General features: G+C 65.8%; 19 protein-coding genes. 17 read left to right on the top strand and 2 right to left on the bottom strand.

The window, feature by feature from the left end; genetic code table 11:
• Positions 1 to 100: 100 nt before the first annotated feature.
• From IM701_RS17145 to IM701_RS17090, 12 genes are read left to right on the top strand one after another with little or no spacing between them, the layout of a single operon-like run.
• Entirely contained in the window at positions 101 to 1,849 is a 1,749-nt protein-coding gene (locus IM701_RS17145) for a CocE/NonD family hydrolase (RefSeq protein ID WP_230487887.1), read from the top strand.
• 54 nt (positions 1,850 to 1,903) lie between these two features.
• Positions 1,904 to 4,606 (top strand): TonB-dependent receptor domain-containing protein, encoded by a 2,703-nt coding sequence (locus IM701_RS17140; protein WP_193828538.1) that lies wholly within the window; start codon positions 1,904 to 1,906, stop codon positions 4,604 to 4,606.
• A gap of 17 nt (positions 4,607 to 4,623) precedes the next feature.
• The gene (locus IM701_RS17135; protein ID WP_230487886.1) at positions 4,624 to 5,727 is read left to right on the top strand and encodes a CapA family protein; all 1,104 of its coding nucleotides are present in this window, start codon (positions 4,624 to 4,626) and stop codon (positions 5,725 to 5,727) included.
• Entirely contained in the window at positions 5,724 to 6,173 is a 450-nt protein-coding gene (locus IM701_RS17130) for a TRAP transporter small permease (RefSeq protein ID WP_052242615.1), read from the top strand. Before IM701_RS17135 ends, IM701_RS17130 begins: the two co-directional genes overlap by 4 nt.
• On the top strand, positions 6,173 to 7,480 hold the full coding sequence (locus tag IM701_RS17125) for a TRAP transporter large permease (protein ID WP_039336799.1): 1,308 nt from the start codon (positions 6,173 to 6,175) through the stop codon (positions 7,478 to 7,480). Before IM701_RS17130 ends, IM701_RS17125 begins: the two co-directional genes overlap by 1 nt.
• A 2-nt stretch (positions 7,481 to 7,482) precedes the next feature.
• On the top strand, positions 7,483 to 8,361 hold the full coding sequence (locus IM701_RS17120; protein ID WP_230487885.1) for a hypothetical protein: 879 nt from the start codon (positions 7,483 to 7,485) through the stop codon (positions 8,359 to 8,361).
• Entirely contained in the window at positions 8,358 to 10,445 is a 2,088-nt protein-coding gene (locus IM701_RS17115; protein WP_230487884.1) for a CoA transferase, read from the top strand. Before IM701_RS17120 ends, IM701_RS17115 begins: the two co-directional genes overlap by 4 nt.
• Complete coding sequence (locus IM701_RS17110; RefSeq protein WP_052242614.1) at positions 10,442 to 11,743, top strand: 2-hydroxyacyl-CoA dehydratase subunit D; 1,302 nt, start codon at positions 10,442 to 10,444, stop codon at positions 11,741 to 11,743. The genes IM701_RS17115 and IM701_RS17110 overlap by 4 nt, the downstream gene beginning before the upstream one ends.
• Positions 11,740 to 12,771, top strand: coding sequence for a TRAP transporter substrate-binding protein DctP (dctP, locus tag IM701_RS17105; protein WP_193828537.1), 1,032 nt, complete (start codon positions 11,740 to 11,742; stop codon positions 12,769 to 12,771). Before IM701_RS17110 ends, dctP begins: the two co-directional genes overlap by 4 nt.
• On the top strand, positions 12,768 to 13,691 hold the full coding sequence (locus tag IM701_RS17100; RefSeq protein ID WP_193828536.1) for a hypothetical protein: 924 nt from the start codon (positions 12,768 to 12,770) through the stop codon (positions 13,689 to 13,691). Before dctP ends, IM701_RS17100 begins: the two co-directional genes overlap by 4 nt.
• Positions 13,688 to 14,863: a CaiB/BaiF CoA-transferase family protein gene (locus IM701_RS17095; protein WP_193828535.1), complete on the top strand. Its 1,176-nt coding sequence runs from the start codon at positions 13,688 to 13,690 to the stop codon at positions 14,861 to 14,863. The genes IM701_RS17100 and IM701_RS17095 overlap by 4 nt, the downstream gene beginning before the upstream one ends.
• Positions 14,860 to 16,146, top strand: a complete 1,287-nt coding sequence (locus IM701_RS17090) for an alpha/beta hydrolase (RefSeq protein WP_193828534.1) — start codon at positions 14,860 to 14,862, stop codon at positions 16,144 to 16,146. The genes IM701_RS17095 and IM701_RS17090 overlap by 4 nt, the downstream gene beginning before the upstream one ends.
• 18 nt (positions 16,147 to 16,164) lie before the next feature.
• Here IM701_RS17090 and IM701_RS17085 read toward each other — a convergent pair whose 3' ends face one another.
• Entirely contained in the window at positions 16,165 to 17,097 is a 933-nt protein-coding gene (locus IM701_RS17085; RefSeq protein WP_230487883.1) for a hypothetical protein, read from the bottom strand.
• A 113-nt stretch (positions 17,098 to 17,210) separates the two neighbouring features.
• On the opposite strand from IM701_RS17085, the gene IM701_RS17080 reads away from it, so the two are divergent.
• From IM701_RS17080 to IM701_RS17060, 5 genes are read left to right on the top strand one after another with little or no spacing between them, the layout of a single operon-like run.
• On the top strand, positions 17,211 to 18,332 hold the full coding sequence (locus IM701_RS17080) for a CapA family protein (protein WP_193828533.1): 1,122 nt from the start codon (positions 17,211 to 17,213) through the stop codon (positions 18,330 to 18,332).
• Entirely contained in the window at positions 18,329 to 19,357 is a 1,029-nt protein-coding gene (locus IM701_RS17075; protein WP_039336788.1) for a hypothetical protein, read from the top strand. Before IM701_RS17080 ends, IM701_RS17075 begins: the two co-directional genes overlap by 4 nt.
• A 60-nt stretch (positions 19,358 to 19,417) precedes the next feature.
• Entirely contained in the window at positions 19,418 to 22,027 is a 2,610-nt protein-coding gene (locus IM701_RS17070; protein WP_193828532.1) for a TonB-dependent receptor, read from the top strand.
• On the top strand, positions 22,027 to 23,544 hold the full coding sequence (locus IM701_RS17065; protein ID WP_193828531.1) for a tannase/feruloyl esterase family alpha/beta hydrolase: 1,518 nt from the start codon (positions 22,027 to 22,029) through the stop codon (positions 23,542 to 23,544). Before IM701_RS17070 ends, IM701_RS17065 begins: the two co-directional genes overlap by 1 nt.
• Positions 23,541 to 24,923: an MmgE/PrpD family protein gene (locus IM701_RS17060; protein ID WP_193828530.1), complete on the top strand. Its 1,383-nt coding sequence runs from the start codon at positions 23,541 to 23,543 to the stop codon at positions 24,921 to 24,923. The genes IM701_RS17065 and IM701_RS17060 overlap by 4 nt, the downstream gene beginning before the upstream one ends.
• Here the strand turns inward: IM701_RS17060 and IM701_RS17055 are convergent.
• Positions 24,908 to 25,414, bottom strand: coding sequence for a GreA/GreB family elongation factor (locus tag IM701_RS17055; protein WP_193828529.1), 507 nt, complete (start codon positions 25,412 to 25,414; stop codon positions 24,908 to 24,910). The genes IM701_RS17060 and IM701_RS17055 overlap by 16 nt on opposite strands.
• Positions 25,415 to 25,419: the final 5 nt, after the last annotated feature.

Raw genomic sequence — 25,419 nt, 5'->3', positions numbered from 1 at the left:
TGTCAACAATATCGTTGTCCATTTTTCAGTTGTAAGCGCTTGCGGGATAGGTGATCACAAGGTTGCAAGAGCGGCGGATCGATCCGTCCGGGAGAGCATCGTGAAGGGAATCCGCAATCTTACGGGCGCCATCGTGGCGCTGGCGAGCGTGGCCACGTTCGTCGCTGGGCCCGTTGCTGCCGCCGCGGACGGCTATCCAGATGTCGTGCGCCAATCGATCTACGTGCCGGTGCGCGATGGCACGAGGCTGGCGGTGAACATCTACCGGCCCGCCAGTGGTGCCACGGTTGCGCCTGAGCGCCTGCCGGTGATCTTCTCGTTCACGCCCTATCGAGCGCGCTTCAGGGACAAGGATGGCAAGGTCGTCGAACTTGCGCTTGATGATCGCCTCGCCATGCGCTCGCTGATCCGGGCGGGTTACGTTGTGGCCACCGCCGACATTCGCGGCAAGGGCGCTTCCTTCGGACACCGTCGGGGATTTCAGGATCGTACCGAGGCCTATGACGGTTACGATCTGGTCGAGTGGCTGGCGCGCCAGCCGTTCTCCACCGGCAAGGTGGGCATGATCGGATGCTCCTACCTCGGCGGATCGACGTTCCATACTGCCACGACAACGCCGCCGTCGCTCAAGGCCGTGTTCATCGGCGCTTCCGACCTCGACAAGTATGCCTTCGTGCGGCGCGGCGGCATCCCTGCGCAGTTCAACACACGGCCTGACGAGCCTGCCGAAGTCGACCTCGCCAGCGTCCCGGTTGACGCCGACACGGATGGGGCGATGCTGAAGGCCGCCGTGGCCGAGCATGCCGCCAACACGCCGATGGCCCCGCTGTGGTACGGCATGCCTTATCGCGACAGCGTTTCGGCCTTCACCGGAAACGAGTTCTGGAACGAGGTCGGCACGTTCAACTACCTGGACCGCATCCGTGCTGCAGGCATCGCCACCTACTTCTGGAGCAACTGGCAGGACGAGCCGACAGCGCAGGCCCTGATCAGCGCCGCCAACATGCCGGGCTCAAGGTTCCTTGCCGGGCCCGGAAGCCATTGCGTGCCGCCGCCGGGGTTCGACTTTACCGGTGAGGTCACGCGCTATTTCGACCACGCTCTGAAAGGCGCGGCCAATGGCATGGAGTCTGCCCCGCGCGCGACCTACTGGCTCGAAGGCATGGATGGGAAGGGCGGTTATGTTCGCTCCAACCTGCTGCCGGGCGAGGGGGCCAAGCCGGTGTCATGGTTCCTTGAAGAGGGGAAGAGCGGCACGGCGCGATCGGTGAATGATGGTCTCCTCCGCGCCTCTGCGGGCGGACGCGGCGCGGATCGCTTCACGGTCAACTACGATCTTCCGGACCCCGAGTACTTCGCGTTCTGGGCCCAGCCGATGGACGCCAATGGCCTGTCCTATACCACGCCCGCGCTGACTGCGCCGGTGAAGCTGGTGGGCTTCCCCGTGGCGCGGCTGGCGGTTTCGACCGACAAGACTGACGCAAACGTCTTCGTCTACCTCGATCAGGTCGATGCGAGCGGCAAGGCCGAGGTCGTGGCGTTCGGGCGGCTCGCGCTTTCGCACCGCAAGGAGGGCAAGGCCCCCTACGACACGATGGGCTTGCCGTGGCATTCGGGAATGATGGCCGATGTCGTGCCGGTTCGGCCCGGTCAGGTCGTGCGCGTCAACATCGACATGACGCCGGTGTCGCGCGTGGTGCCAGCAGGCGCGCGGCTGCGGCTGACCGTGGCGGGGGCCGATCCGCGCCAGCGCAATCTCAAGGACATTCGCCAGAACCCGGCGCCGGTCATCACCGTGCATCGCGGCGGCGCCAATGCATCCCGGCTCGATCTGCCGGTAAACGACTGAGTTCTTTTTGAAATGCAAAGCCGCATCGACGGCTCAGGGAAGGAGTAGGGGATTATGAAGGGCAAGAGGATCGGGGCCTCGCGGGCCATGCTGAAGCTGGGGTGCTGCGCGCTGGCGATCACGCTTTCGGGTGCGGCCTTCGCGCAGGAGGCGGCGCAGGATACACCTGAAGAGGGCGCGGCCAGCTACGCCGAGATCATCGTCACCGGCAGCCGCGTGCGCGGCGAGGCGCCGGTCGGCTCCACCGTCACGACGCTGGGTCGCAAGGAGATCGAGGCTTCGAGCCAGGTCACCGTCGACCGCATGATCAAGGAGATCCCGCAGGTCTTCGACCTCGGCGTGTCCGAGAACTCGCGCGGACAATCGGGCGGCAGCGGCAACATCACCTATGGCAACTCGGTCAACCTGCGCGGCATCGGACCTTATGCCACGCTGGTGCTGGTCGATGGCCACCGCGTGACCAACAACAGCCGCTCGATCGATCCTTCGGTCATTCCTTCGCTGGGCATCGAGCGCGTGGAAGTGGTCGCCGATGGCGCTTCGGCGATCTACGGGTCCGACGCGGTGGCGGGCGTGGTCAACCTGATCCCGCGCCGCTCGCTCGATGGTGGCGAAGTGTTTGCCCGCACCGGCATCTCCAGCCGGGGCGACTTCCATGAATATACCTTGGGCGCAGCGCTGGGCAAAGTGTTCGAACGTGGCCAGATCATGGTCGCCTACGAGCATGTCGAACGCTCAAACCTTTCGGGCGACGACCGTGATTTCTTCACCAGCGACCAGCGTCGCTTTGGCGGCGGCGATTATCGCATCGTCCGCTGCGCGCCGGGCAATATCAACGCCAACGGCACGACTTATGCGATTCCCTCCAGCGGGGTGACGCAGGCCACCGCAGGAAGCCTCACTGCCGGTTCGCTCAACAAGTGCGACGAGCTCGACAATCAGGACCTGATCCCGCGCCAGAAGTATGACTCGGTCAACAGCACTGGCCGCTACGAACTGACCGACTGGCTCGACGTGTTCTACGACGGGTTCTATTCCAAGCGCTCGTTCTATCGCATCTCGGCCTATTCGAATGCGCGCCTGACGGTGCCGCAGACCAATGCCTTCTTCGTGCGGCCCGATGGCTTTACCGGCTCGAGCTACACGCTCGACTACAACTTCCGGAACGACCTGCCGACCAACGATTCCTATGGCTACGCCCGTTCTTGGCAGATCACGCCGGGGATCAAGGCAAAGCTGCCCGGAGGCTGGGAAGCCGAGGCCCTGTTCGGTTATGGCAAGACCAACGATTTCTCGGGCTCCTACTTCGGCGTGAACAATGCGGCTCTCAACGCCGCGCTCGCCAGCAGCAATCCGGCGACGGCGTTCGATCCCTATGGCCTCGGTCGCACCAGCCAGGCCGTGCTCGATGGCATTGCCAACCAGATCTTCCTTGCCCCCACCAACGGGCGCCTGCGCACCTACGAAGCGCGGCTCAACGGCGGGCTCTTCGCGCTGCCGGGCGGCGAATTGAAGCTGGCGACGGGGTATGAGCGGCAGGACTTCAAGGTCGCGCTCGGCTCCGCACGCGGCGCGCCGACGAATCCGATCACCTTCCGCAACTTCGGCCGCAAGGTTGATTCGTTCTATGGCGAGCTGTTCATTCCCGTGTTCGGGCCGGACAATGCCATGCCCGGGTTCCAGCGGCTCGAGATCAATGCCGCGGTCCGTCATGACAAGTACAGCGACGTCGGCAGCACGACCAATCCCAAGTTCGGCGTGAACTGGGTGCCGGTCGACGGGATCAAGCTGCGCGGCAGCTATGGCACATCGTTCCGCGCGCCGACGATCCCCGAGATCTACGGCAATTCCAACAACCTGTTCGGCCAGTCCTACCAGAACCCGGCAGGCGGCGCGCCGTTGCAGGGCTATGCCCTTTCGGGCCCGAACCTCGATCTGAAGCCCGAGACGGCGACGTCATGGTCGGTCGGCGCGGACTTCGAACCGACCCGCAACCTGCGCTTCTCGGTCACCTACTGGGACGTGAACTACAAGAACCAGGTGCTGGCGAACCTCTCCAACCTCGCCATCCTTGGCACCGAGGCGCAGTATGCAGGAACGGGCATCATCCTGCGCGGCACCGATGCCGCGACGCGCGTGCAGCAGCTGCTGGCGCAGGGCGTGACGCTGGCGGGCGGGTCGTTCCCCGGTGGCAACCCGGCCAACGTGACCCTGTTCGTTGACGGGCGCAGCCAGAACCTTGGCGTCTCGATCACCCGTGGCATCGATTTCACCGCCACGTGGCGCGCCGAACTGGGCAGCGAGGATGCGCTGACCTTCAACGCTTCGGGCACTTACCTCACCAAGTACCGCGTGGCGCTGACGCCCAAGGCGCCGCTGATCGATCGGCTGGACTTCATCTTCAACCCGCTGAAGTTCAAGGCGCGGGGCAGCGTGACCTGGGATCACGGTCCGTTCAGCGCGCGTGTGCAGGCGATCCATGTCGGTGGCTACTTCAACAACCTGACGGTCGGCGGCCAGAACGTGAAGAGCTACACCCCGGTTGACCTCAACCTCACGTTCCGCATCGGCGACCAGCAGGCAAGCGGGTTCTTCGAGAAGGGCATGACGCTCGGCCTCGAAGTGCGCAACGTGTTCGACACCGATCCGCCTTACGTGAACCTTGCGCCAAGCGGCAACGGCAGCGGTGGGTATGACGCCACCGCCAGCGATCCCATCGGGCGGCTGTTTGCGGTAAGCCTGCGCAAGTCGTTCTGAGAACTGAAGGGTCGCAAGTGCGCAAGGCGGTTACCATGGTGCTGGCGGGGGACCTCGTGCTCGACGAGCCCGATGCCCCCTACTGGCTGGCGGGAATTGCCCCGGCGCTGAAGGAGGCCGACCTTGCGGTGGGCCACCTCGAGGTGCCGCACACCGGGCAGGGACAGGAGCTGCAAGGCGACGTTCCCGCGCCGGGCGCGCCGCCTTCGAATGTTGCCGCCATCGCTGCGGCGGGGTTTCACATGCTGAGCCTTGCCGGAAACCACATTGCCGATTGCGGGGCAGAAGGAATCGCTGACACGCTGTCCCTCATGGCCGAGGCAGGTCTCGTCGGATCGGGCGCAGGACTGTCGCTGGTCGAGGCGCGCAAGCCGGCGATGGTCGAGCGCTGCGGCATGCGCATTGCCCTGCTCAGCTACAACTGTGTCGGACCGGAAATGAGCTGGGCCGGCGAAGCGCAGGCCGGGTGTGCCTATCTGCGGATCGAAACTGCAGATGGTGGACCGATCGCCCCTGCCGCCGATCTTGTCGTTGTGACGGATCAGGCGCTCGAAGTGCTCCGCAAGGATATCGCGGCGGTGCGCGAAAGCGCGGACGTGATCATGGTCGCGCTACACAAGGGGGTGGTCCACACGCCCGCCTGCCTGGCCCCCTACGAGCGTGCGATCAGCCACGCAGCCATCGAGGCCGGGGCGGACGTGGTCATCGGGCATCACGCGCATATCGTTCGCGGGATCGAATTCCATCAGCGCAAGCCGATCTTCCATGGCCTCGGCAATGGTTGCGTCGTGACGAGTGCGCTTAGCCCGGCGCAGGACCACCCGGCGCGGCGCGAGTGGGCCGAGAGGCGCAAGGCACTGTTCGGGTTCGAACCGGACCCGGCCTTTACCCTCGCGCCGTTTCATCCGGAAGCCGTCAATGCCATGCTCGGGCGACTGACAGTCCATGAAGATGGCCGGATCGAAGCCGGGATCATCCCGGTGGACGTTCTGGCACCCGGAAGGCCGGTTCTGGCCGAAGGCGAGAGGAAATCCGAGATCGCCCGCTATATCGAAGACATCACGCGGAAGGCCGGACTGCCGCCGATCACCATCGCCGCTGACGGCACGGTGCGCGCATGATCGGGGTGCGCAACGCCATCACCCTGCTCGGCGGGGTCGCGCTGCTGGGAGCAACAGCAACGGATACTGTTGCGGTGATCGGCCGCCATGTCGGCCTGCCGCTGCGGGGCTCCATCGAACTGGTGCAGCTCTTTGTCCTCGTTGCCGGATCGCTGGCCTTGCTGGTGGCAACTGCGGAGCGGGCGCACGCCAAGGTGCATCTGGTGGTGGACCGCATGGGCGATGCCGGGAAGGCCGCCATGGCGCGGCTTTCGGGCCTGCTGGGCGCGGTGTTCTTTGCCGGGCTTCTCGCCGGGTCGCTGTGGCTCATGGCCGATCTGTGGAGCGGGCACGAGGAGAGCGAACTGCTCGGCATCTCGTGGCGCTGGATGCGGCTATTCGCCAACCTGGCACTGCTGGCGACGACCGCAGTGCTGCTCGCGCAAGCCGTCAGGGGGCGCAAGTGATGTTTGCGACGCCCGCGACCGGCGTGATCGGTGTCGTGATCCTCTTTGCGCTGCTGTTGTCGGGCCTGCCGATCGGCGTGGCGCTGGGCCTCGTCGGGCTTGGCGGGCTGTGCCTTGTGCTCGGCCTCGAACCCGCACTGATCAAGGGCGGGGTAGTGCTGGTCGATACGCTGACCCGTTATGAACTGGGCACGCTGCCGCTGTTCATGTTCATGGCGCACCTGTTCTTCTCTTCCAACGCCAGCCGCGATCTGTTCGATGCGGCGGCGAAGCTGGTCGGCCATCGGCGCGGCGGGCTGGCCTATGCCTCGGTCGGCGGGTGCGCAGGCTTCGGTGCGATCAACGGATCGAGCCTGGCCACGGCAGCGACCATCGGCCTTGTTGCCCTGCCGGAAATGCGCAAGCGCGGCTATTCGGACGCACTGGCGACCGGGACTGTCGCGGCGGGCGGCACGCTGGGCCAGATGATCCCGCCTTCGGGCGCGCTGATCGTGTTCGGGATCATTGCCGAACAGTCCATCGGCAAACTGTTTACCGCAGCAATCGTGCCGGGGCTGACGCAGGCGCTGCTCTATTGCGCGGTCATCTGGATCGCCGTGCGCCTGCGCCCGCATATTGCCCCGGCCAGCGACCGCGCCTCGTGGGCAGAGCGGTGGCAGGCCATCGGCAGGATCGCCGACATGATCTTGCTGATCGCGCTGGTCATCGGCGGCATTGCGCTTGGCTGGTTCAGCCCGTCCGAGGCCGCGTCGATCGGTGCAGCGGGCGCGCTCGCCATCGCGGCGTGGCGCAAGCGCCTCAATCGCGCCATGCTGATGCAGGCCTTCGAGGAAACGCTGCGCACGAGCGGGCTGATCCTCATGGTCATCATTGGCGCCCTGGTCTTCTCGGTCTTCGTTTCGGTTACAGGGTTGACCGACGCCATCGGCGCCTGGGTCACCGGCCTTGGCCTCGGCACGATACCCACGCTGATCCTTGTTGCGGTGATCCTGCTGCTGCTGGGTTCGGTGCTTGATGGCCTTGCGCTGATGCTTCTGACCACGCCGATCCTGCTGCCGGTGGTCGAAGGCGTGGGCATGTCTGCCATCTGGTTCGGCATCTTCCTGTGCCGCGCAATGGAAATCGGCTTCGTCCATCCGCCCCTGGGCATGAACCTGTTCGTAATCCAGGGCGTGGCCAAGGACGTTTCCATCAACCGCATTTTCAAGGGCGTGCTGCCGTTCCTGGCGAGCGACCTTTTGCACCTGCTCATCCTGATCCTGTTCCCCGCGTTGGCGCTGGGGCTGCCCGAATTGCTTGGAAACTGACGATGTTTGCTTATGCCGGACCAAACTTGCCGCATGACCTGTTGGAGGCGACCGGGCGCAATGCCGGACCGCTGACGTGGAACGTGGATCGCGCCATGCCCGCGGCGGACCGCTGGCTGGAAAGCAAGTTCGCGCCGTGGACCCGCTCGGTGCTGCAGGACTGGGCCGACGGCGCGCTCGACCATGTCGAGGCGGTCGTGTTCTCGCGCGCCGACGATAGTGCGCAGCGCCTTTACTACTACCTGTGCGAGTTGCGACGATCCGGCGCGATCAAGGGCCCGGAACCGCTGGTGCTGGATATTGCCAAGAGCCAGAGGCCTAGCAGTATCGCCCGCGACGAGGTGGCGCTGCGCAAGCTGGCGGAGCGGCTGGGCGTGGGCGAGGCGGCGCTGTCTGCGGCCATCGTTGCCGGCAACGCAGCCCGCGCAAAGCCGGGCATTCCGTCCGCCGAGGGCAAGGTATGCCTGATTGCCGGGAGTCCGCTACCCGATGAGCGCATGCATCGCATGATCGAGCGCGAGGGCTGGACCGCAACCGGTCGCACGCTGGCCGACGAGTGGCAGGACGCAGGGCTGCTGGTGGAAGAGATCGGAAATCCCTTTGCCGCGGTTGCCCGCCAGCTTCATGCCCTTCGCCTCGACACGCGCGGCTTTTTCGATCGCTCCGGTGCGCTCACCGAAAGGGCTCTGGCGGTTGGCGCAAAAGCGGCTGTGCTGTGGCTGATCGAGGAGGACGACACGACCGTGTGGCACCTGCCTGCGATGCGCGCAGCGCTGGCGGCGCAGGGCCTGCCAGTCATGGTCGCCACCCGGCGCGACTGGTCGTGCCGTGACGGGATCGATGCCGAAATCACTGCCTTTCTCGCAGGAGTGGCCGCATGAAGCTGCTCAGCGGACACCGCGTTGCCGTACTCGGCGGCATGGCGGATCGCGCGCTCGCACGCTTCCTGGCATCGCTTGGTGCGGAACTGGGCGGGCCGGTCGAAGGCGCGTCGTTCGTGATCGATGACCTTGGACTGGAAGGGCTTGAGGGCGTCAGCATTCCGGAGACGGTGGTGCATGTTTCGGTCACGCCGTTCGGTTCGGGCGGGCCACGCTCGGCCTGGAAGGGCGGCGAACTGGTCGCCTCGGCGATGGGCGGGGCCTTGCGGGTCACAGGCGAACCCGGCCTGCCCCCGGTCAAGGAGGCGGGCGACGCCTGCACCTTCCACGCCGACATGGTGGCCGCCTCGGGCGCGTTGGCGGCGCACTATGCACGTGGAAGCCACGGGAAGGGCCAGCACGTCGATGTTTCGATCCAGCAAGTCGCCTTCAGCCGCAATTTCAACGGCGTACTGGTCTGGCAGTTTGACGAGCGCAAGCTGGTCCGCGTTGGCGGCGCACTCGCCTATGGCAAGGCGACGGTGCGGGCGATCTGGCGGCTCGCCGATGGCTGGTGCTTCCATTCGCTGATGACCGGGCGCCTCGGCGCGCCCGCCAACCAGGCGCTGTCAGACTGGATCGACGAAGCGGGCATGCCCAATCCCATGGCTGGGACGGACTGGCTTTCCTACAACCGCTCCACTCTCCCTGCTGAAACCCGCAGCCTGTGGGAAGCGGCCATCGCCGCATTTTTCCTCTCGCGCACCAAGCACGAGATCGCGACCGAAGGCTTGCGGCGCGGGATCAACGCCTGCGTTGCCAACGAACCGGCAGACGTGCTGGCGGACCCGCATCTTGCCGCGCGGGGCTTCTTCGACACGGCGGATGGCCTGCCCGAACGCTTCGCTGCGTTCCGTGAAGGCAGCGCGCAAGTTGCCGCGCCCGCCATCCACACCGGCACCCGTCCGGGGCCGCTTTCGGGCGTGAAGGTGCTCGATTTCGCGTGGGCGCTGGTCGGTTCGATCACCACCAAGACACTGGGCGACCTTGGCGCGGAAATCGTCAAGATCGAGACGCGGACCAGGCCCGATCTGGCCCGTCTGGACGTGCAAGTCTCGGCCTCGAAGCCCGGCAACTGGGACGACAAGCCGTGGTTTTCGCACCTCAACACCTCCAAGCGCAGCCTTTCGCTCAACATGAAGAAGGCCGAGGCCCGCGAGCTGATCGATCCCCTGATCGACTGGGCCGACGTGGTGGTCGAGAACTTCTCGCCCGGCACGATGGCCAAGCTGGGTCTGGATTACGACAGCCTTGCGGCGCGCAACCCCGGGATCGTGATGGTCTCGGGCAGCGTGTTCGGCCAGACCGGGCCGATGGCGCAGGAATGGGGCGTCGATGGCACCGGCGGGGCGCTCTCGGGCCGCACTTACCTGACCGGCTGGCCGGATCGCGATCCGGTTATCCCCGGCGCGGTCCCGTTCGGCGACGTGATCGTGCCCTATGTCATGGCGGCAGGGGTCGCCGGCGCGCTGCAATATCGGCGCGAGACCGGGCGCGGCTGCCATATCGATGCTTCGATGTACGAGATCTGCGTCCAGCAGATGCGCGATTATCTTGAGCAGGCCAAGCGGGGCGAGCGGCCGCAGCGCATGGGCAATGCCGATGCGCGGGTGTTCTGGCAGGACGTGCTCCCCGCGGCGGGCGAGGACCGCTGGGTGGCGGTCTCCTGCCCGACCGCGGCTGACCATGCGAAGCTTCTGGCGATCACTGGCGCCGATCCCGCCGCATGGACGGCATTGCGCGGGGACCACGCCATCGCCGCCGAGCTTCAGGCCCACGGCATCGCCTGCGGCGTGGTGCAGGATTGCGAGGACATGATCGAGCGCGACGCCCAGTTGATCGGGCGCGGCGCGCTGGTCACGCTCGACCATCCCCTGCTCGGCCCCTTCGGCCACATCGCCACGCCGCTGCGCTTCTCGCGCGATCGGTTCCAGCCCTTCCGCGCGCCCGGCATGGGCGAGCATGTCCATGAAATCGCGCGCGATCTGTGCGGCCTGTCAGAGGCCCGGATTGCCGAACTCGAACAGGCAGGAGTCTTCCAGTGAGCGCCGAACCCATCACAAAACCCTCGGGCCAGCGCAGCCGCAAGGACCTTGCCTGCACCGCCGCTGCGAGCGCCTACCAGAAGCAGTTCGGAGCAGACCTCAGGCGCCGCGTCGTCGACGAGGGCGAGCCTTTTGCCATCGTCCAGGCCGATACGCCGCACGAAATATTCCACGTGATGGACATACCGATCATCACCAATCAGTGGTGGTCGGCCTATATTTCGGCCAAGCAGCTCTCGAACCATTATTTCGAGGTGATGGCGCAGGCCGGTTACCCCAAGAACAGCTGCAAGTACTGCTCGCTCGGCCTTGCCTGCACGCTGGCCAACGACCCCAGGACCGCGCCATGGGGCGGCTTGCCAAAGCCCACGGTGCTTGTCGCGCGGATGACCTGCGATTGCATCCAGCACGTGTTCGGGCAGTGGGCCGATGCGCTGGGCAGCGAATTCTTCCCGATGGAAGCGCCTGCGTGGGAGCACAAGGATCCCCGCTGGTTCGCCCATTCGAAGGACCAGTGGGAACAGGTCTATGACGCGGATCGCATCGCGCTGGCCGTTTCGGAAATGCGCGACCTGATCGCGCTGCTGGAGAACCGCACCGGTCGCAAGTTCGATGAGGAAAAGCTCCACTACCTGATGGAGCGCATCAACGAGCAGGAAGGCTATATCTGGGAAGCGGCGCAGGCCATCGGCAAGGCACGGCCGTGCCCGGTCTCGATCGCAGAGCAGATGCCCAACACGATGATTCCGCAGTGGCATCGCGGCTCCGACTGGGCGGTGGGGCATGCCAGGCGCTTTCGCGACGAGGTGATGAACCGCATCGCCGCGGGCGAGGGCACCGCTGCGAACGAGAAGATTCGCCTGATGTGGATCGGCGCAGGCGTGTGGCACGATCCCGGCTTCTATCAGGCGCTGGAAGAGCGCATGGGCGCGGTCTTCGTCTGGTCGATGTACATGCCCTTTGCAGGTCCGCAGTACATCCGCGAAGTGCAGGGCCGTCCGATGGAGGCGCTGGCCAGCCGCATCTGCTCGATGAACGAGGTGCTGCACCTGCCGCCATGGATGAACGGCTGGATGACCAGCGAAGCAGAGCGCTGCGGCATCGATGCTTGCGTTGTCCTGCTGCCACCGGAGAACCGCCTGTCGCAATCCGGCACCAAGATCACCGCCGAGGCGCTGGAAAAGGCAGGCGTGCCGGTGCTGATGATCGACGCCGACATGGTCGATGCCGCCAATTGGGATCATGACAGGATGGTCGGCATGGTGGCGGAGTTCCTGCAGAAGCGAGGGCTCGCGTGAGGCTCTTCGCCGCCCTGCTGATCCTGCTCCTGGCGGCCTGCGCGCGCCCGGTCGATCCGGGCGTGACCGAACTGACTTATGCCTCGCCCTACAGCCCCAACCATCCGTTTTCCAAGGCCGACCAGGAATGGATGGCCTTTGTCGAAAAGCGCTCGGACGGGCGCATCCGGATCAGGCCGGTATGGTCGGGCGCGCTGCTTTCATCGGACATGTCGATGGAGGAACTGCGCCACGGCGTGGCCGATATCGGCCTGATCACGCCGATCTACGTGCGCGGCGGCACGCACCTCATCCGCATCCAGTCGGGCTTCTATCAGGGCGCAGACAGCGTGGAATCGCAGGTTGCGCTCTATGGGTGCATCGCCAGCGCCAATCCGCAGGTCGGGCATGAACTGGCTGGGCTCAAGGTGCTGGCGGTGCAGGGCGGCACGCTGCCCGGTCTCGTTACGGCCAACCGGCAGGTGCGCAGTCTGGAAGACATCAAGGGCCTGCGCATCCGTGCGCCGACCGAACTCCTAAGCGTGCTGGACTCCCTCGGTGCGGACCCCGTCAACATGCCGATGGGCGAAGTCTACTCTGCCATGGCCAAGGGCGTGATCGACGGCGTGATCGCGCCGGAAGACACCTTCAAGTCGCTGCACTTTGCCGAAATCTCGAAGCACTTCTACCAGATCGCCGTGCCCCGAGGTGCCTATCCAGCGCGCGCGATGAGCGAGAAGCGCTGGAACGCCTTGTCCGAGGCTGATCGTCAGGTCCTGACCGATGGCATCGTGGTGTGGGAAGCGGCGCTGGCTCGCCAGGTTCGCGCCGCGGTCGAGAAGGGCAAGGCCGAAGCCGTGGCGGCCAAGGTCACCTTCAACCCTGCCAGCGTGGCAGACCAGCAGCGCTTCGACGCAATCTACCTGCGCGATTCAGAAGCCAATGCGCGCGGCCTTGCCGCCTATGGCATCGATGGCGAGGCTGCATTCCGTTCCGCCCGCGCAGCGGTGAAGGGACGGGACCGGATTACCTGCGGGAGTGGCACATGAAGAAGATGACATCCTTCCTGCTGGGCCTCGCGCTCGGCATCGCCCCGCTCACAGCAGAGGCGCAGAGTGCCCGGACAATCGGGGGTCCTGCTGGTTCCGGCGGAATGCCTGCCATTGCGCAAGGCCGCGCCGATGCGCCGGGTTACACCATCTACCGCCCCGCAAAGTGGCCGAGCAAGCGCTTGCCACTGGTGCTGTGGGGCAATGGCGGCTGCCGCGACAACGGCCTGTCGGCCAGCCATTTCCTGCGTGAGATAGCCAGCCACGGCTATCTGGTCGTTGCCAATGGCACCCCGCGCGAGGAGCGGCCGGTGCTTGCCGCACTTCCTCCCGCAAACGGCCCGCGCCCGACAGGGGCTCCGCCGGCCCGCGCAACGCCGGACGAAACGCAGGTGAGCCAGTTGCTCGGCGCGATCGACTGGGTCAGGGGCAGCGATCTCGCGCCCCATGCCGATCTTTCACGCATTGCCGTCATGGGGCACTCCTGCGGCGGCCTGCAAGCCCTTGCAGCCGGTGCCGATCCACGCATCGGCGCGGTCGTCACCTTCAACAGCGGAGTCTATGTGCGCGCAGGCTCGGGCCTGAGCGGCGTCGGCATTACCAAGGACGATCTCGCCAGGCTGCACACGCCCGTTGCCTACATCCTCGGCGGGCCTGACGACATTGCCTACCCCAACGGGTCTGACGATGTGTCGCGCATTGCCCATGTGCCGGTGTTCTTCGCCAACTCGGCCATCGGCCATGGCGGCACCTTCGGCCTTGCCAATGGTGGCGATTATGGCCGCATCGGCGCGGCCTGGCTCGATTGGCAATTGAAACGCAAGGCCAAGGCGGGCGCGATGTTTACCGGCCCCGACTGCGGGCTGTGCAAGGACAAGCAATGGACCGTGGTCCGCAAGCAATTTCCGGAGAAGCCATGATTTCGCCTCCAGCCACCGGCCCGCTCTCCGGCATCCGGATTGCCGACTTCAGCCACGTCATGGCTGGGCCTTACGCTTCGCACCTGCTGCGGATGATGGGGGCCGAGGTCATCAAGATCGAGCCCAAGGGCGGAGATGGCTTCCGCAACTATGGCGCTGACCGGCGCTACGACGGGATGTCGCCCGCGTTCATCGCTGCCAATGCCGGCAAGAAGTCGATCGCGCTCGATCTCAAGGACGAGGCCGATCTTGCCATTGCCCGGGGCGTGATCGCCCGGTCTGACGTGTTGCTCGAAAACTTCCGGCCCGGCGTCATGGCGCGGCTCGGTCTTGGCTACGAGGCTGCGTGCGATCTGCGTCCCGACCTGATATACTGCTCGGTTTCCGGCTATGGCCAGGAAGGCCCGCATCGCGATTGGCCGGCCATCGACAATATCGTGCAGGCCACCAGTGGCATGATGATGCTGAGTGGCGACGAGGGTGACCCGCCGGTGCGCGTGGGCTTCCCCATCGTTGATACGCTGACCGGACAGACCGCCGCCATGGCGATCCTCGGCGCGCTCATGCAGCGCGAGCGTGGCGGTGGGGGCAGCAAGCTCGATGTATCGATGTTTGATGCCAGCCTCGCCTTCATGACCTCGGCGCTGACTCCGTTCCTCGTGACCGGCAAGCCGATGAGCCGCATGGGCAACACCGGCTATAGCGGATTGCCGACGGCGTCGCTGTTCACCACGCGCGATGGGCGGCAGATCTCGCTCGGCGTAGTCCAGCCGCCGCAGTTCGCTGCACTCGCGCGCGAACTCGGACACGAGGACTGGTTGGGCGATGAACGCTTTGCCACGCCCGATGCCCGCCGCGCCAATTTCGATGCCATGCACGCCGCTCTCTCGGCCGTGTTCGCCACGGGCGATGCGGCGGATTGGGAGCAGCGCCTGAGCAATGCAGGCATTCCCTGCGGCATGGTGCGTCGCGTGGACGAGGCCGGGGCGCTTGCAGGCAAGGGCGCACTGGTGGATCTTCAGATTCCCGGTCTCCCTCAGGAATGCGTTCAAATTCCCGGCCCCGGCTACCGTGTGGCGGGGCAGGCGGGTCCGACGCTTGCCGCACCGCCCCGTCTAGATGCAGACCGTGCCGATATTCTCGCGTGGCTGGCGCAGGAGCCAGTGGCGTGAAGCTGCGTCTGCTGCTCGCCCCTCTGGCGATGCTTGCCGCTCCGCTCGTCGCGCAGGATGCAGCGCCCGTTTCGCGCATGATCGATGGCACACTTGCCAGCGGGGCGAAATGGCAGGCACTGGTTCCGGCAAACTTCAACGGCAGCCTGCTGTTGTGGAGCCACGGCTACTCCCCTCGCATCGACCCGGCCGAACCCGCGCCTGCGCAGTACCGTGATCTGCTGCTCGCCAAGGGTTATGCGCTGGTGGCGTCAGACTATGGCGCGGGCGGGTGGTCGCTCGAACAGGCTGTGCCCGCGCAGCGCGCCACCGTCGAGGCCTTTGTCGCGCGCGAAGGGCGCCCGGCACGCGTGCTAGCCTGGGGGTCGTCAATGGGCGGCCTCATTTCCACCGCGCTGGCCGAGCAGGACAGGCCAGTGATCGACGGCGCACTGGCGATGTGTCCGTCAATCGGCGGTGCGGTCGGTATGATGAACATGGGGCTGGACGGGGCTTTTGCCACCGCCGCCCTGATCGCGCCCAATTCCGGGCTGTCGCTGGTCAACGTCGCTGACGACATGGCCAATGGCCGCAAGGCCATGGCGGCAATCGATGCTGCCCGTCAGACCCGCGAAGGCAGGGCGCGGATCGCACTGGCGGGTGTGCTCGGCGGCATTCCCGGCTGGACCCGGCCCGAGCGTCCCGAGCCGGCCGACGACGATGGCGAAGCGCAGGTTGACGAGATCGCCGCGACGCTGGTCATGGGCACCTTCATGCCGCGCAATGATCAGGAGAGCCGCGCGGGCGGCGTCTTCTCGTGGAACACCGGCGTGAACTACGCCCGGCAATTGGATCGTTCGGGACGTCGGCCCTTCGTGGAGGCGATGTATCGCAAGGCCGGGCTGAGCCTGAGCCGCGATCTCGCCACGCTTGCCCGCGCCCCAAGGGTCAGCGCCAAGCCATCAGCCGTGCGCTACATGCTTGATAACTATACGCCATCAGCCCGCCCGCGCGTGCCACTGGTGTCGCTGCAGGCTGTGGGCGATGGGCTGACCTCACCTTCGCTGCAGCGCGCCTATGCCGACGCTGCGCCGCCTGCGATGATGCAGCCGCTCTGGCACAGGGGAGCGGGGCACTGCCGCTTGCCGCCCGAACAGGTCCTTGCGGCGATTGCGCATCTTGAACAGCGCGTCGCTTCGGGCAAGTGGCCAGCGCGTCCGACCCAGTTCGTCGATCACACGCCGCCACCGATGTTGCGTCCGTGCCTGCGGCAGGAGGGCCCATCCGGCCCGCGCTGCCGCTAGGCTCCAGGCGCGCCCGTGTCAGTCGATCCCTTTCTTCTCGATCGTCCAGCCGGGCACGACGCACAAGCGGCAGTTGCTGCCGGTGAAGGTGCGCGCCGCCGTCTTGTTGCCACGCAGCTGCCACTCCAGCCAATCCACCGAAAGCGCCGCCACCGCACCGCCGTTCAGGGTGCGGAAGGTGCCACCGTGGCCCACGGGCAGTTGAACCAGGGCAGCCGGCACCTTGTCGATCCGCTTGAAATCATCGGTGCCGTTGGGAAAGGCGATGTCGTCCGGCCCGCCCAGGACATAAAGCACCGGCGTGTGCAGTTTCTCGAGCATCGCCTTGTTCACGGTGATGCCGCGGATCGGGTTGGTGCCGTCGGTAAACACGCCGCTGTTGTGGACCAGTACGGTGCGGATGCGCGGATCGGGCGCCACTTCGAGCGCCTGCAGGCCGCCGCAGCTGTGCCCGGCCACGGCCAGCGCCTTATCGTCGATCCTGCCGTAGAGCGCGCTTCCAGCCTTGGCGTTCTCGGCCAGTGCCCAGTCGAGGCCCGCCTTCACGTCGGCACTGGTTGTTGCAACTGGCGGCAACTGGCCGGATTTATCCGGCGCCCGCGGTTCGCGCTTTTTTGTCGCGCCCGGGCCGCTCATGATGTCGCCGGGCGCAATCACTACATAGCCATGGCTGGCAATTTCGATCAGGTGCTGCCGCGCACTGGCGCCATCGGCGCTGCATCCGCCATTGCCCCAGACAAGCACCCCCAGCGCCTTGGCTTTCGCAAGATCCGCCGGTCGATAGATCACATGCGCGGGCAGGGCCGGATCTTGCGTCATCACTGCCGGATACGGCCCGGTGCCGGGGCCATTCGGCATCGTGTCGAAGCTGTTGGGCTGGTCTTGCGCGGCCAGCGGCGCTGCCATCATGGCCATGCCGAGCGCTGCGCCCACGATGTGATGTCTGCTCAAGCGATCCTCCTTCTCTTGCACCGCACATTTGTCTGACAGGTTCTGCAATGCAAGCGCTTGCGTAAAACGTTTGCCGCCTTTAAGCAATGGACCATAACAATGAAGGGAGAGACGTGATTCACACTGTTCTGGCCACTGGCGATCTCGCGATGGACCGCGATGATTACGACGCCTGCTTTGCCGGGACGGCGGCTGTCCTGCGCGCTGCGGACGTAGTGTTCGGCCAGCTCGAGACCAGCTTTGCCGAAAAGGGTGTCCGTCTGCCCCAGGCGCGCCATGCCGTGCTCGCCAGGCCCGAAGGTGCAGCCGCTCTGGGTCGCGCCGGGTTCGATGTGATCTCCATGGCCGGCAACCACGTCATGGACTGGGGTCACGAAGCCTTCTTCGAAACGCGCGGGCATCTTGAAAAGGCGGGAATGAGCGTGGTCGGGGCCGGGGCCAACATTGCCGAGGCTCGCCGCCCGGTGATCCGCACGCTGGGCGATGGAACGCGCGTGGCCTTCCTCGCCTATTCCAGCATTCTCCCGCATTCCTACTGGGCTGACGAACGTCGGCCCGGTTGCGCCCCGATGCGCGCCTTCACCGTCTATGAGCAGATCGAGCACGACCAGCCAGGCACCCCGGCGCGAGTCCACACCTATCCCCACCGCGAAGACCTCGCCGCAATGGAGGCAGACATCCGCGCCGCGAAACAGCAGGCCGACGTCGTCCTCGTCTCGCACCACTGGGGCATCCACTTCGTCCGTGCAGTGATTGCCGATTACCAGCGCGATGTTGCCCGCGCCGCGATTGCCGCCGGGGCCGATGCGATCTTCGGCGGCCATGCCCACATCCTCAAGGGCTGCGAGCTGATCGACGGCAAGCCGGTGTTCTATTCGCTTTGCAATTTCGCCACCGATCTTGCGATGGACGAGGCCCACGCCAATTCGAAGAGTTTCAACGAGATCCGCGTCCTTGCCGAAGAGTGGGAGCCGGATTTCGAAAGTCTCTACAACTTCCCGAAGGCCGCGCGCCTGTCCATGATCGCGCGGCTCGAAATCGCCGGTGGCAAGGTGCTGCGCGCGGGCCTGCTGCCGCTTGTCATCGGCCGCGATGCCGTGCCGCGCCTGGCCGAGCCGGGCAGCGAAGACCATGCCGCGGTGGTTGACTATCTGGCAGCTGTCACGCGGGAAGCCGGGCTCAACGCCGCGTACCGCGAAGAGGCAGGCATGGTCGTGCTGGAGCAGGCAGCATGAAGCCGCGCGCCGCCGCGTTTCCCCTCGAGGGCTACGTCCTGCTTTACCTGCTGGCGTACCTGCCGAACGTGATCGTGACCAAGCTGGTCACCTCGCAGCCGCACGCCGGGCTTGGCCGTCCGCTCACCGGCCTCGAAACCCTGCCCGCGTCGCTGATCATCAACATGGTGCTGACCTGGGCCTTCATCTGGCTGTCGGGCTGGCACCGTGATGCCAACAAAGTCTCGTTGGGGCCGGTCCGCCTGCCGTTCCCGACATTCTACACCTTCCTTTCCGGCCTCGGCACTTCGCTGGTGCTGTTCACCGTGCCGCTCAGCTTCACCATCCCCAATGTCAGCATCCCGTTCATCCAGCTGGTCATGCGCGGCGACATCCTGATCATCGCGCCGCTGGTCGACGTGATGTTCGGTCGTCGCGTGCGCTGGTGGAGCTGGACTGCGCTGGCAATGGTCCTGTTCGCGCTGGTCATAACCCTGTCCGACCGGGGTGGCCTCAAACTCCCGCCAATCGCGATCCTCACCGTCGTGCTCTACACGCTGGGATATTTCCTGCGCCTGTTCGTAATGACGAAGATCTCCAAGAGCGGTGACCCGGCCTCGGTAAGGCGCTATTTCGTTGAGGAAAAGATGATCGCGCTGCCGATGTCGGTCGTGATTCTGGGTGTCATCTCGGCCAGCGGCATCGGCGGCCAATCGGGCGAGCTTGCCTGGGGCTTCATCGGCGTGTGGAGCGATCCGGTGCTGCTCGACCTCTTCTGGATCGGCGCAACGCTCACCGTGATTTCCGTGCTGGCCATCATCATCCTGCTCGACCCGCGCGAGAACGCCTACTGCGTGCCTTTGGAGCGCGCGGCGAGTCTTGTCGCCGGGATCGGCGGTTCGGTCCTGCTCGCATGGTTCTGGGGCCTGAAGATGCCGCGCGATGCCGAATTGATCGGCGCGGGCGTGCTGGTCGGCGCGATTGTCCTGCTCTCGCTCGCCCCGCGCCTTTCCGCGCATCGGCAAGCGCGAAGCGAAACTGCCTGAATTGAACGATTTGCCCGGCGGAGTGCGTCGGGCCGTGAAGATACAAATGGGAGACTGAAGATGGGGAACCGGAACTCTTTCAAGGTGTTGCTTGCCGCAACATCTGCAATCGCTTGCATCGCATCTGCTAATGCGCAGGAGACGCAGAATTCAGCTGCGGACGCGCCCGAAGACCAGTCCATTATCGTCACCGGCAGCCGCATCCGCGGCATAGCCCCGGTCGGTTCGAACGTCATCGCCATCGGCGCGGACGACATCGCGCAGGAGCCGGTCACCTCGACGAATGACTTGCTCCGCCGCGTGCCGCAAGTCGTGTCGCTCGGCGCCAACCGCAACGGCGGCTCGGCCCAGAATGGTGCGGCCAACGCCACGCGCGGTGCCGGTATCAACCTGCGCGGCATCTCCACCAACGCCACGCTGCTGCTGTATGATGGCCGCCGCTTCCCGCCGCAGGGCACGCAAGGCCAGTACACCGATCCCTCGGTCCTGCCGGCCATCGCGCTCGAGCGGGTCGAGGTTGTCGCCGATGGTGCCTCGGCGGTCTATGGCTCCGATGCCATTGCCGGCGTCGTCAACTTCATTCTGCGCCGCAACTTCGATGGCGTAGAGGTGCGCGCCCGCGCCGGGATCGCCGAGGGCGGATACACCGAAAAGCAGTTCGCTGGAATCTTCGGCAAGAAGTGGGATGGCGGTTCGGCCATGATCGCCGCCGAATACACCGACAACACCCACCTGCGCGGCTACGATCTCGATTTCTACCAGGACGATAACCGCAACCGGGGTGGACGCGATCTGCGCGTGCAGAACTGCAATCCCGGCACGATCAGCCTTGGCGGCAAGACTTACGCGATTCCGCAGGGCGGGGTAACAGCGGCCAATGTCGGCTCGCTCGTCGCTGGCACTGCCAACCGCTGCTTCTACAACGCGCTGGATACCGTAATTCCCGAACAGAAGCGCTACAACGTCACGGCTGCCGTGTCGCAGGACGTGGGCGAGAGCGTGCGCCTGTTCGCCGACGGGTTCTATTCCTATCGCAATGGTACCATTGCCGGCATCAACAACATCAGCGCCACGGTGCGCAACACCAACCCGTTCTTCGTTACCCCTGTTCCGGGGACCACGCAGCAGACGGTCCTGTGGTCGATGGTCCCCACGCTGGGGCCTGACTTCAACCCCTACCACGGTGAATCCTGGAACGTCGTCGGCGGGATCGAGGCCAAGCTGGTCGGCGATTTCAAGGCGACCGCTTATTACGCCCACGGCGAGTCCGAGGACGTGGCCGATCGCCGCCTCGGCGTGAACACCGCCGCACTCAACGCCGCGCTTGCCGATACGAACCCGGCCACCGCGCTCAACGTGTTCGGTGGGCCAAACAACCCGGCAACGCTGGCGAAGATCCGCGACAACCTGTTCATCATCACCGGCCGCACGAAGCTCGACGTCGCCAACGTCCAGCTTGATGGCTCGCTGTTCGACCTTCCCGGTGGCGCCGTCCGCGTCGCGCTGGGCGGCGAATATCGCGAAGAGTATACCTACACCGATCTCAAGACCGGGCAGGCGGCAACCCCGCGTACCACCGCCGATTCCGGCACGCGCAATGTCAAGGCGGTGTTTGGGGAACTGTTCGTGCCGATCGTCGGCAGCGGCAATGCCATGCCGGGGATCGAGCAGCTCTCGTTGTCGATCGCGGGCCGCTACGAAAAGTACAGCGATTTCGGCAGCACCACCAATCCCAAGATCGGCCTGACGTGGAAGCCGGTGGAATCGCTCACCCTGCGTGGCAGCTATGGCACCTCCTTCCGCGCGCCGACATTTACCGAAGTCTCGACCATCGCGGGCGGAGCGGGCCTTTACTACGATACGCTGCCGGGTGCCTCGGGCAACCTCACCGGCATCGGCATTGCCGGGGGCAATCCGGGGCTGAAGCCTGAAACTGCAACGACCTGGTCGGTCGGCGCGGAGTTCCGCCCGATCAGCGCGCTGCGCCTGTCGCTGACCTATTTCGATATCGACTACAAGGACCAGATCCAGGCTCTGCGCGGCACCCCGGGCATCCTCACCAACCCACTCTATGCCTCGTTCGTGAAGCTGAACCCGTCGCAGACCGAAGTGAACGCACTGATCGCATCGGGCCTGCCGATCAACCAGCCGATCAATGCCAATGCGGTGCAGTTCATCGTCGATGGCCGCCGCCAGAACCTTGGCCGTTCGCGCGTGCGTGGCATCGATTTCGCGGCCTACGCCAACTGGGAAATGGGCGCGGTGAAGTTCGATGCGGGCGTTTCGGGCACCTACTATACCAAGTACCTGTTCCAGCCGCTGCCCGGCGCTGCGGTGTCCAACGTGATCGGCCTGATCAACTTCCCGCAGAAGTTCCGCTCGCAGGCTGATATCGGCGCGAAGCTCGGCATCTTCTCCGGCCGCCTGACCTGGAATCACCTGGCTGCCTACACCAACACCACGGTCACGCCGGTCCAGAAGGTCTCGAACTACGATACCTTCGACCTTGGCCTCAATGTCGAGGTGAACGAGCATCTGCGCATCGGCTTTGACGTGCGTAACCTTCTGAACGAAGACCCGCCGTTCGTCGATACCTCGCGCGGCTACGATCCGCAGTCCGCCAACCCGATCCCGCGCATGTTCTCGATGACGGCAGGCGTGAAGTTCTGATGGCGGCGCTGCTATCGCTTCTGGCGGCGGCCACGGCTGCCAGCGCCAGCCCCGGCGATTGCAGCGCGCTTGAGGGCGCCAGCGGGGACGTGGTGGTCGAAAAGGCCACCGCGATCCCCGCAGGCATTGCCTTCAGGCCCGATGACAAGACCACCTTCTACAAGTCCGTTCCGGTCGATACGCCGTTCTGCCGGGTCGAGGGCCGGATCGAGGGCACCATCGGCTTTGAACTTTGGCTGCCGATGGCGTGGAACGGGCGGTTGCTCGGTGCGGGCGTCGGCGGTGATGCCGGGGTGTTCAACTACCTGGACATGAGCCTGCGCGTCGCCCAGGGCTTCGCCACCGTCACAACCGACAGTGGCCACAAGGTGACCGAGGCCCACTGGATGCGTGCGCCCAAGGCCCGAACCGATTACGAACATCGCGCGGTTCACCTGACGGCACAGGCCGCAAAGGCGCTCGCTGCCCGGTTCTATGCAAGGCCAGTCGAACGCAGCTACTTCACCGGCTGCTCGGGCGGCGGCCGACAGGCGCTCAAGGAAATGCAGGTTCACCCGCTCGATTATGACGGCGTGATTGCAGGTGCGCCGGGGCCTAACATGCCGCTGCAATCGGTGCGGATGATGTGGTTCGCGCTCGAAGCACAGCGCAAGCCGGCGGCCGCGCTCAGTGACGCTGATTGGTCGCTCTACGAGAACGCGGTGACCCGCGCCTGCGATCCGCTGGACGGCAAGGTCGACGGGATCATCACTAACCCCTTGCAATGCCGCTTCCGCACGGCGACGCTCCTGTGCAAGCCGGGGCAGGCCGAAGGCTGCCTGACCGCGCCCAAGCTTGCTATGCTCAAGGCCGTCATTGCACCATTGCGCGACGAACGGGGCAGGGCGATGGACCGGGGCCTGTTCCCCGCTGTCCGCACGCGCCCCGGCCCGCCGTCGCCGCTGTTGCGCGCGATGTGGGCCGACGCCGCGCACGATGATCCCGAATGGGATGCGCTGACCTTCAGCCGCACCGGTGATCTTGCCACGATCAACCGCCTGATGCCGCAGTTGCGGGCTGACAGCACGGCGATCAGCCCTTTCCTCTCAGCCGGGCACCGCGCGATCATTTATCAGGGCTGGCAGGACCCATCGACCAACGCCGGGCCGACGCTCGAATATTACGGCGCGCTGGCCCGCGATAACGGCGGTCTGGCGAAGCTGTCCGAAGCCGTGCGCCTCTTCATGGTCCCCGGCATGTACCATTGCCGTGGTGGTCCGGGAGCGGACACATTTGGCGCTTCCGGTCATGCGCCGTTCAGCGAAGATCCGGCCAGCGACATGCTTTGGGCGCTGATCCGCTGGGTCGAGGAAGGCATCGCCCCCGCGCGCATCGAGGCGCGCAAGATTGCCGATGGCACAAGCTTCACGCGCCCGATCTGCGCTTTCCCCGCATCGGCCCGGCTTGAGCGTGGCCAGTGGACCTGCCGCCACGATCCCGCCCTGCTGGCATGGCCCTCTGCCCGGCTGAAACGATGACTGAAACTCTCAGCGACCTGCTCTGCCGCCACATCGCCACGGCCCGATGGGAAAGCCTGCCCGATCGTGCCCGGGACGGCGCACGCAGCGTCGCGCTCGACGCCATCGGCGTGATGCACGCGGCCAGTGGCTTGGCGCCCGAGGCCGCACCGTTCATCGCGCTGGCCCGTGCCAACGGGGCAGGGCCGTGCTCGATCATCGGGACGCCGCATCGTGTCCAGCCGCTTGGCGCAGCGCTTGCCAATGGCGCGCTGGCCCACGCGGTCGATTATGAGGACGCCTTCGATCGCGCCCCGGCACACCCCAACGCCTCGCTCGTCCCCGTCCTGCTCGCGCTCGCCCAATCAGAAGGCCTGGTCGATGGCCGCCGCTTCCTCACCGCGCTGGCCGTCGGTGGCGATGTGGCCTGCCGGATTGCGCTTTCGCTACGCCAGCCGATGGAGCAGGGTGGCTGGTACCCCCCGCCGATCGTTGCGGCATTCGGCGCGGTGGCGGGGGCGGCCAATCTGCTGGGCCTGTCCCCTCAGCAGACCAAGGATGCCCTTTCGCTGACCTTGTGCCAGGTGACGATGCCGGGCGAGATCAAGCACAGCCGCCGCACCACCTTGCGCGCGGTGCGCGAAGCCTTTCCGGCCCAGGCCGCGCTGACCGCCGCATTGCTGGCGCGCGAAGGCGTCCCCGGCTTCGAAGAGCCGCTCGAGGGCAAGTCCGCCTTTTTCGCACTCTACGCTGGCCGACAGTTCGATCCGGCTGACCTGACGGACCGCCTCGGCACCCATTACTGGGGCAGCGAGTTGACCTTCAAGCCGTGGCCGTCCTGCCGCGGCACGCACCCGTTCATCGAAATGGCGCTGGACCTATCCGCGCGCCACGGCATCAGGCAGTCCAGCATCGAATGCGTCGAAGTCAGCGTCGATGCCATCCAGTCAATGCTCGTAGAGCCGCTGGCCCGCAAGCAGGCGCCCGAGACGGCGATTGACGCCAAGTTCTCGGTTCCCTTCACCACCGCGCTGGCCCTGGTGCGCGGCGCGGTGCGGCTTGACGATTTCGACGCCGCCAGCCTCACCGATCCCGAAGTTCTGGCCATGGCCGCCCGCGTCCAGGCCACGGTGGAGCATCGGCCAGAATGGCAACCCGGCGTGGGCGGCGCGATGCGGATCGTGACGGACGATGGCGAAAGCCATCACGCCTGGCTCGAGAACGCGCTGGGCTGCCCTGCGCGGCCACTCTCCCCGGCAGCTCAACGCGCCAAGTTCATCGATTGCGTCGGGCGTGCAGCCGTCCCCGTCATGCCCGAGGCCGCCAGCCGCCTTGCCGATGCGATCCTCGGGCTAGATACTCTGGCTGACGTTGGCGCGCTGTTTCAGCCGACGGAGTAAGTGCCCTCGGCGGCGAGATACGCCGGTCGGATAGCCAGAACCTCGATCGCCTCGGCCTTGCCACCGAAGTCGACAAGCTCGCCTTCCTCGGCCTCCATCATCGCCCGTGCCAGCGGCGCGGACCATGCGATCAGCCCGGCGGCGGGATCGGCCTCGTCATCGCCGACGATGGTGATCCACCGCGCCTTGCCGTTGAGACGATACTGGACCGAGCAGCCGAATGCCACGGTGTCGCCATCGGGAGCGGGCAACAGCTCGGCCGTTGCTGCGCGCGTGCTCCAGTAGCGCTGTTCGCGCCGCGCCTTCTTGATCACTGCCTCATCCGCGCCCTCGGCTACCAGAGCCTGCACCTTGTCTTCGCAAGCCTCCACCTGCGTCCGGATCAACGCCAGTCCCCGCTCGGTCACCAGATTCGGCCCCGGCGGGATCGGCAGTTCGAACACCGGTTCAAGATGTTCGTCATCACTTTCCCGGCGAAACGCGACGCTCATGCACA

This window comes from Novosphingobium sp. ES2-1 (genome assembly GCF_015169775.1).
Taxonomy (GTDB): domain Bacteria; phylum Pseudomonadota; class Alphaproteobacteria; order Sphingomonadales; family Sphingomonadaceae; genus Novosphingobium; species Novosphingobium subterraneum.
Note: the sequence above shows the minus strand (reverse complement) of the source record. Positions and strands in the feature narration are given on the sequence as shown.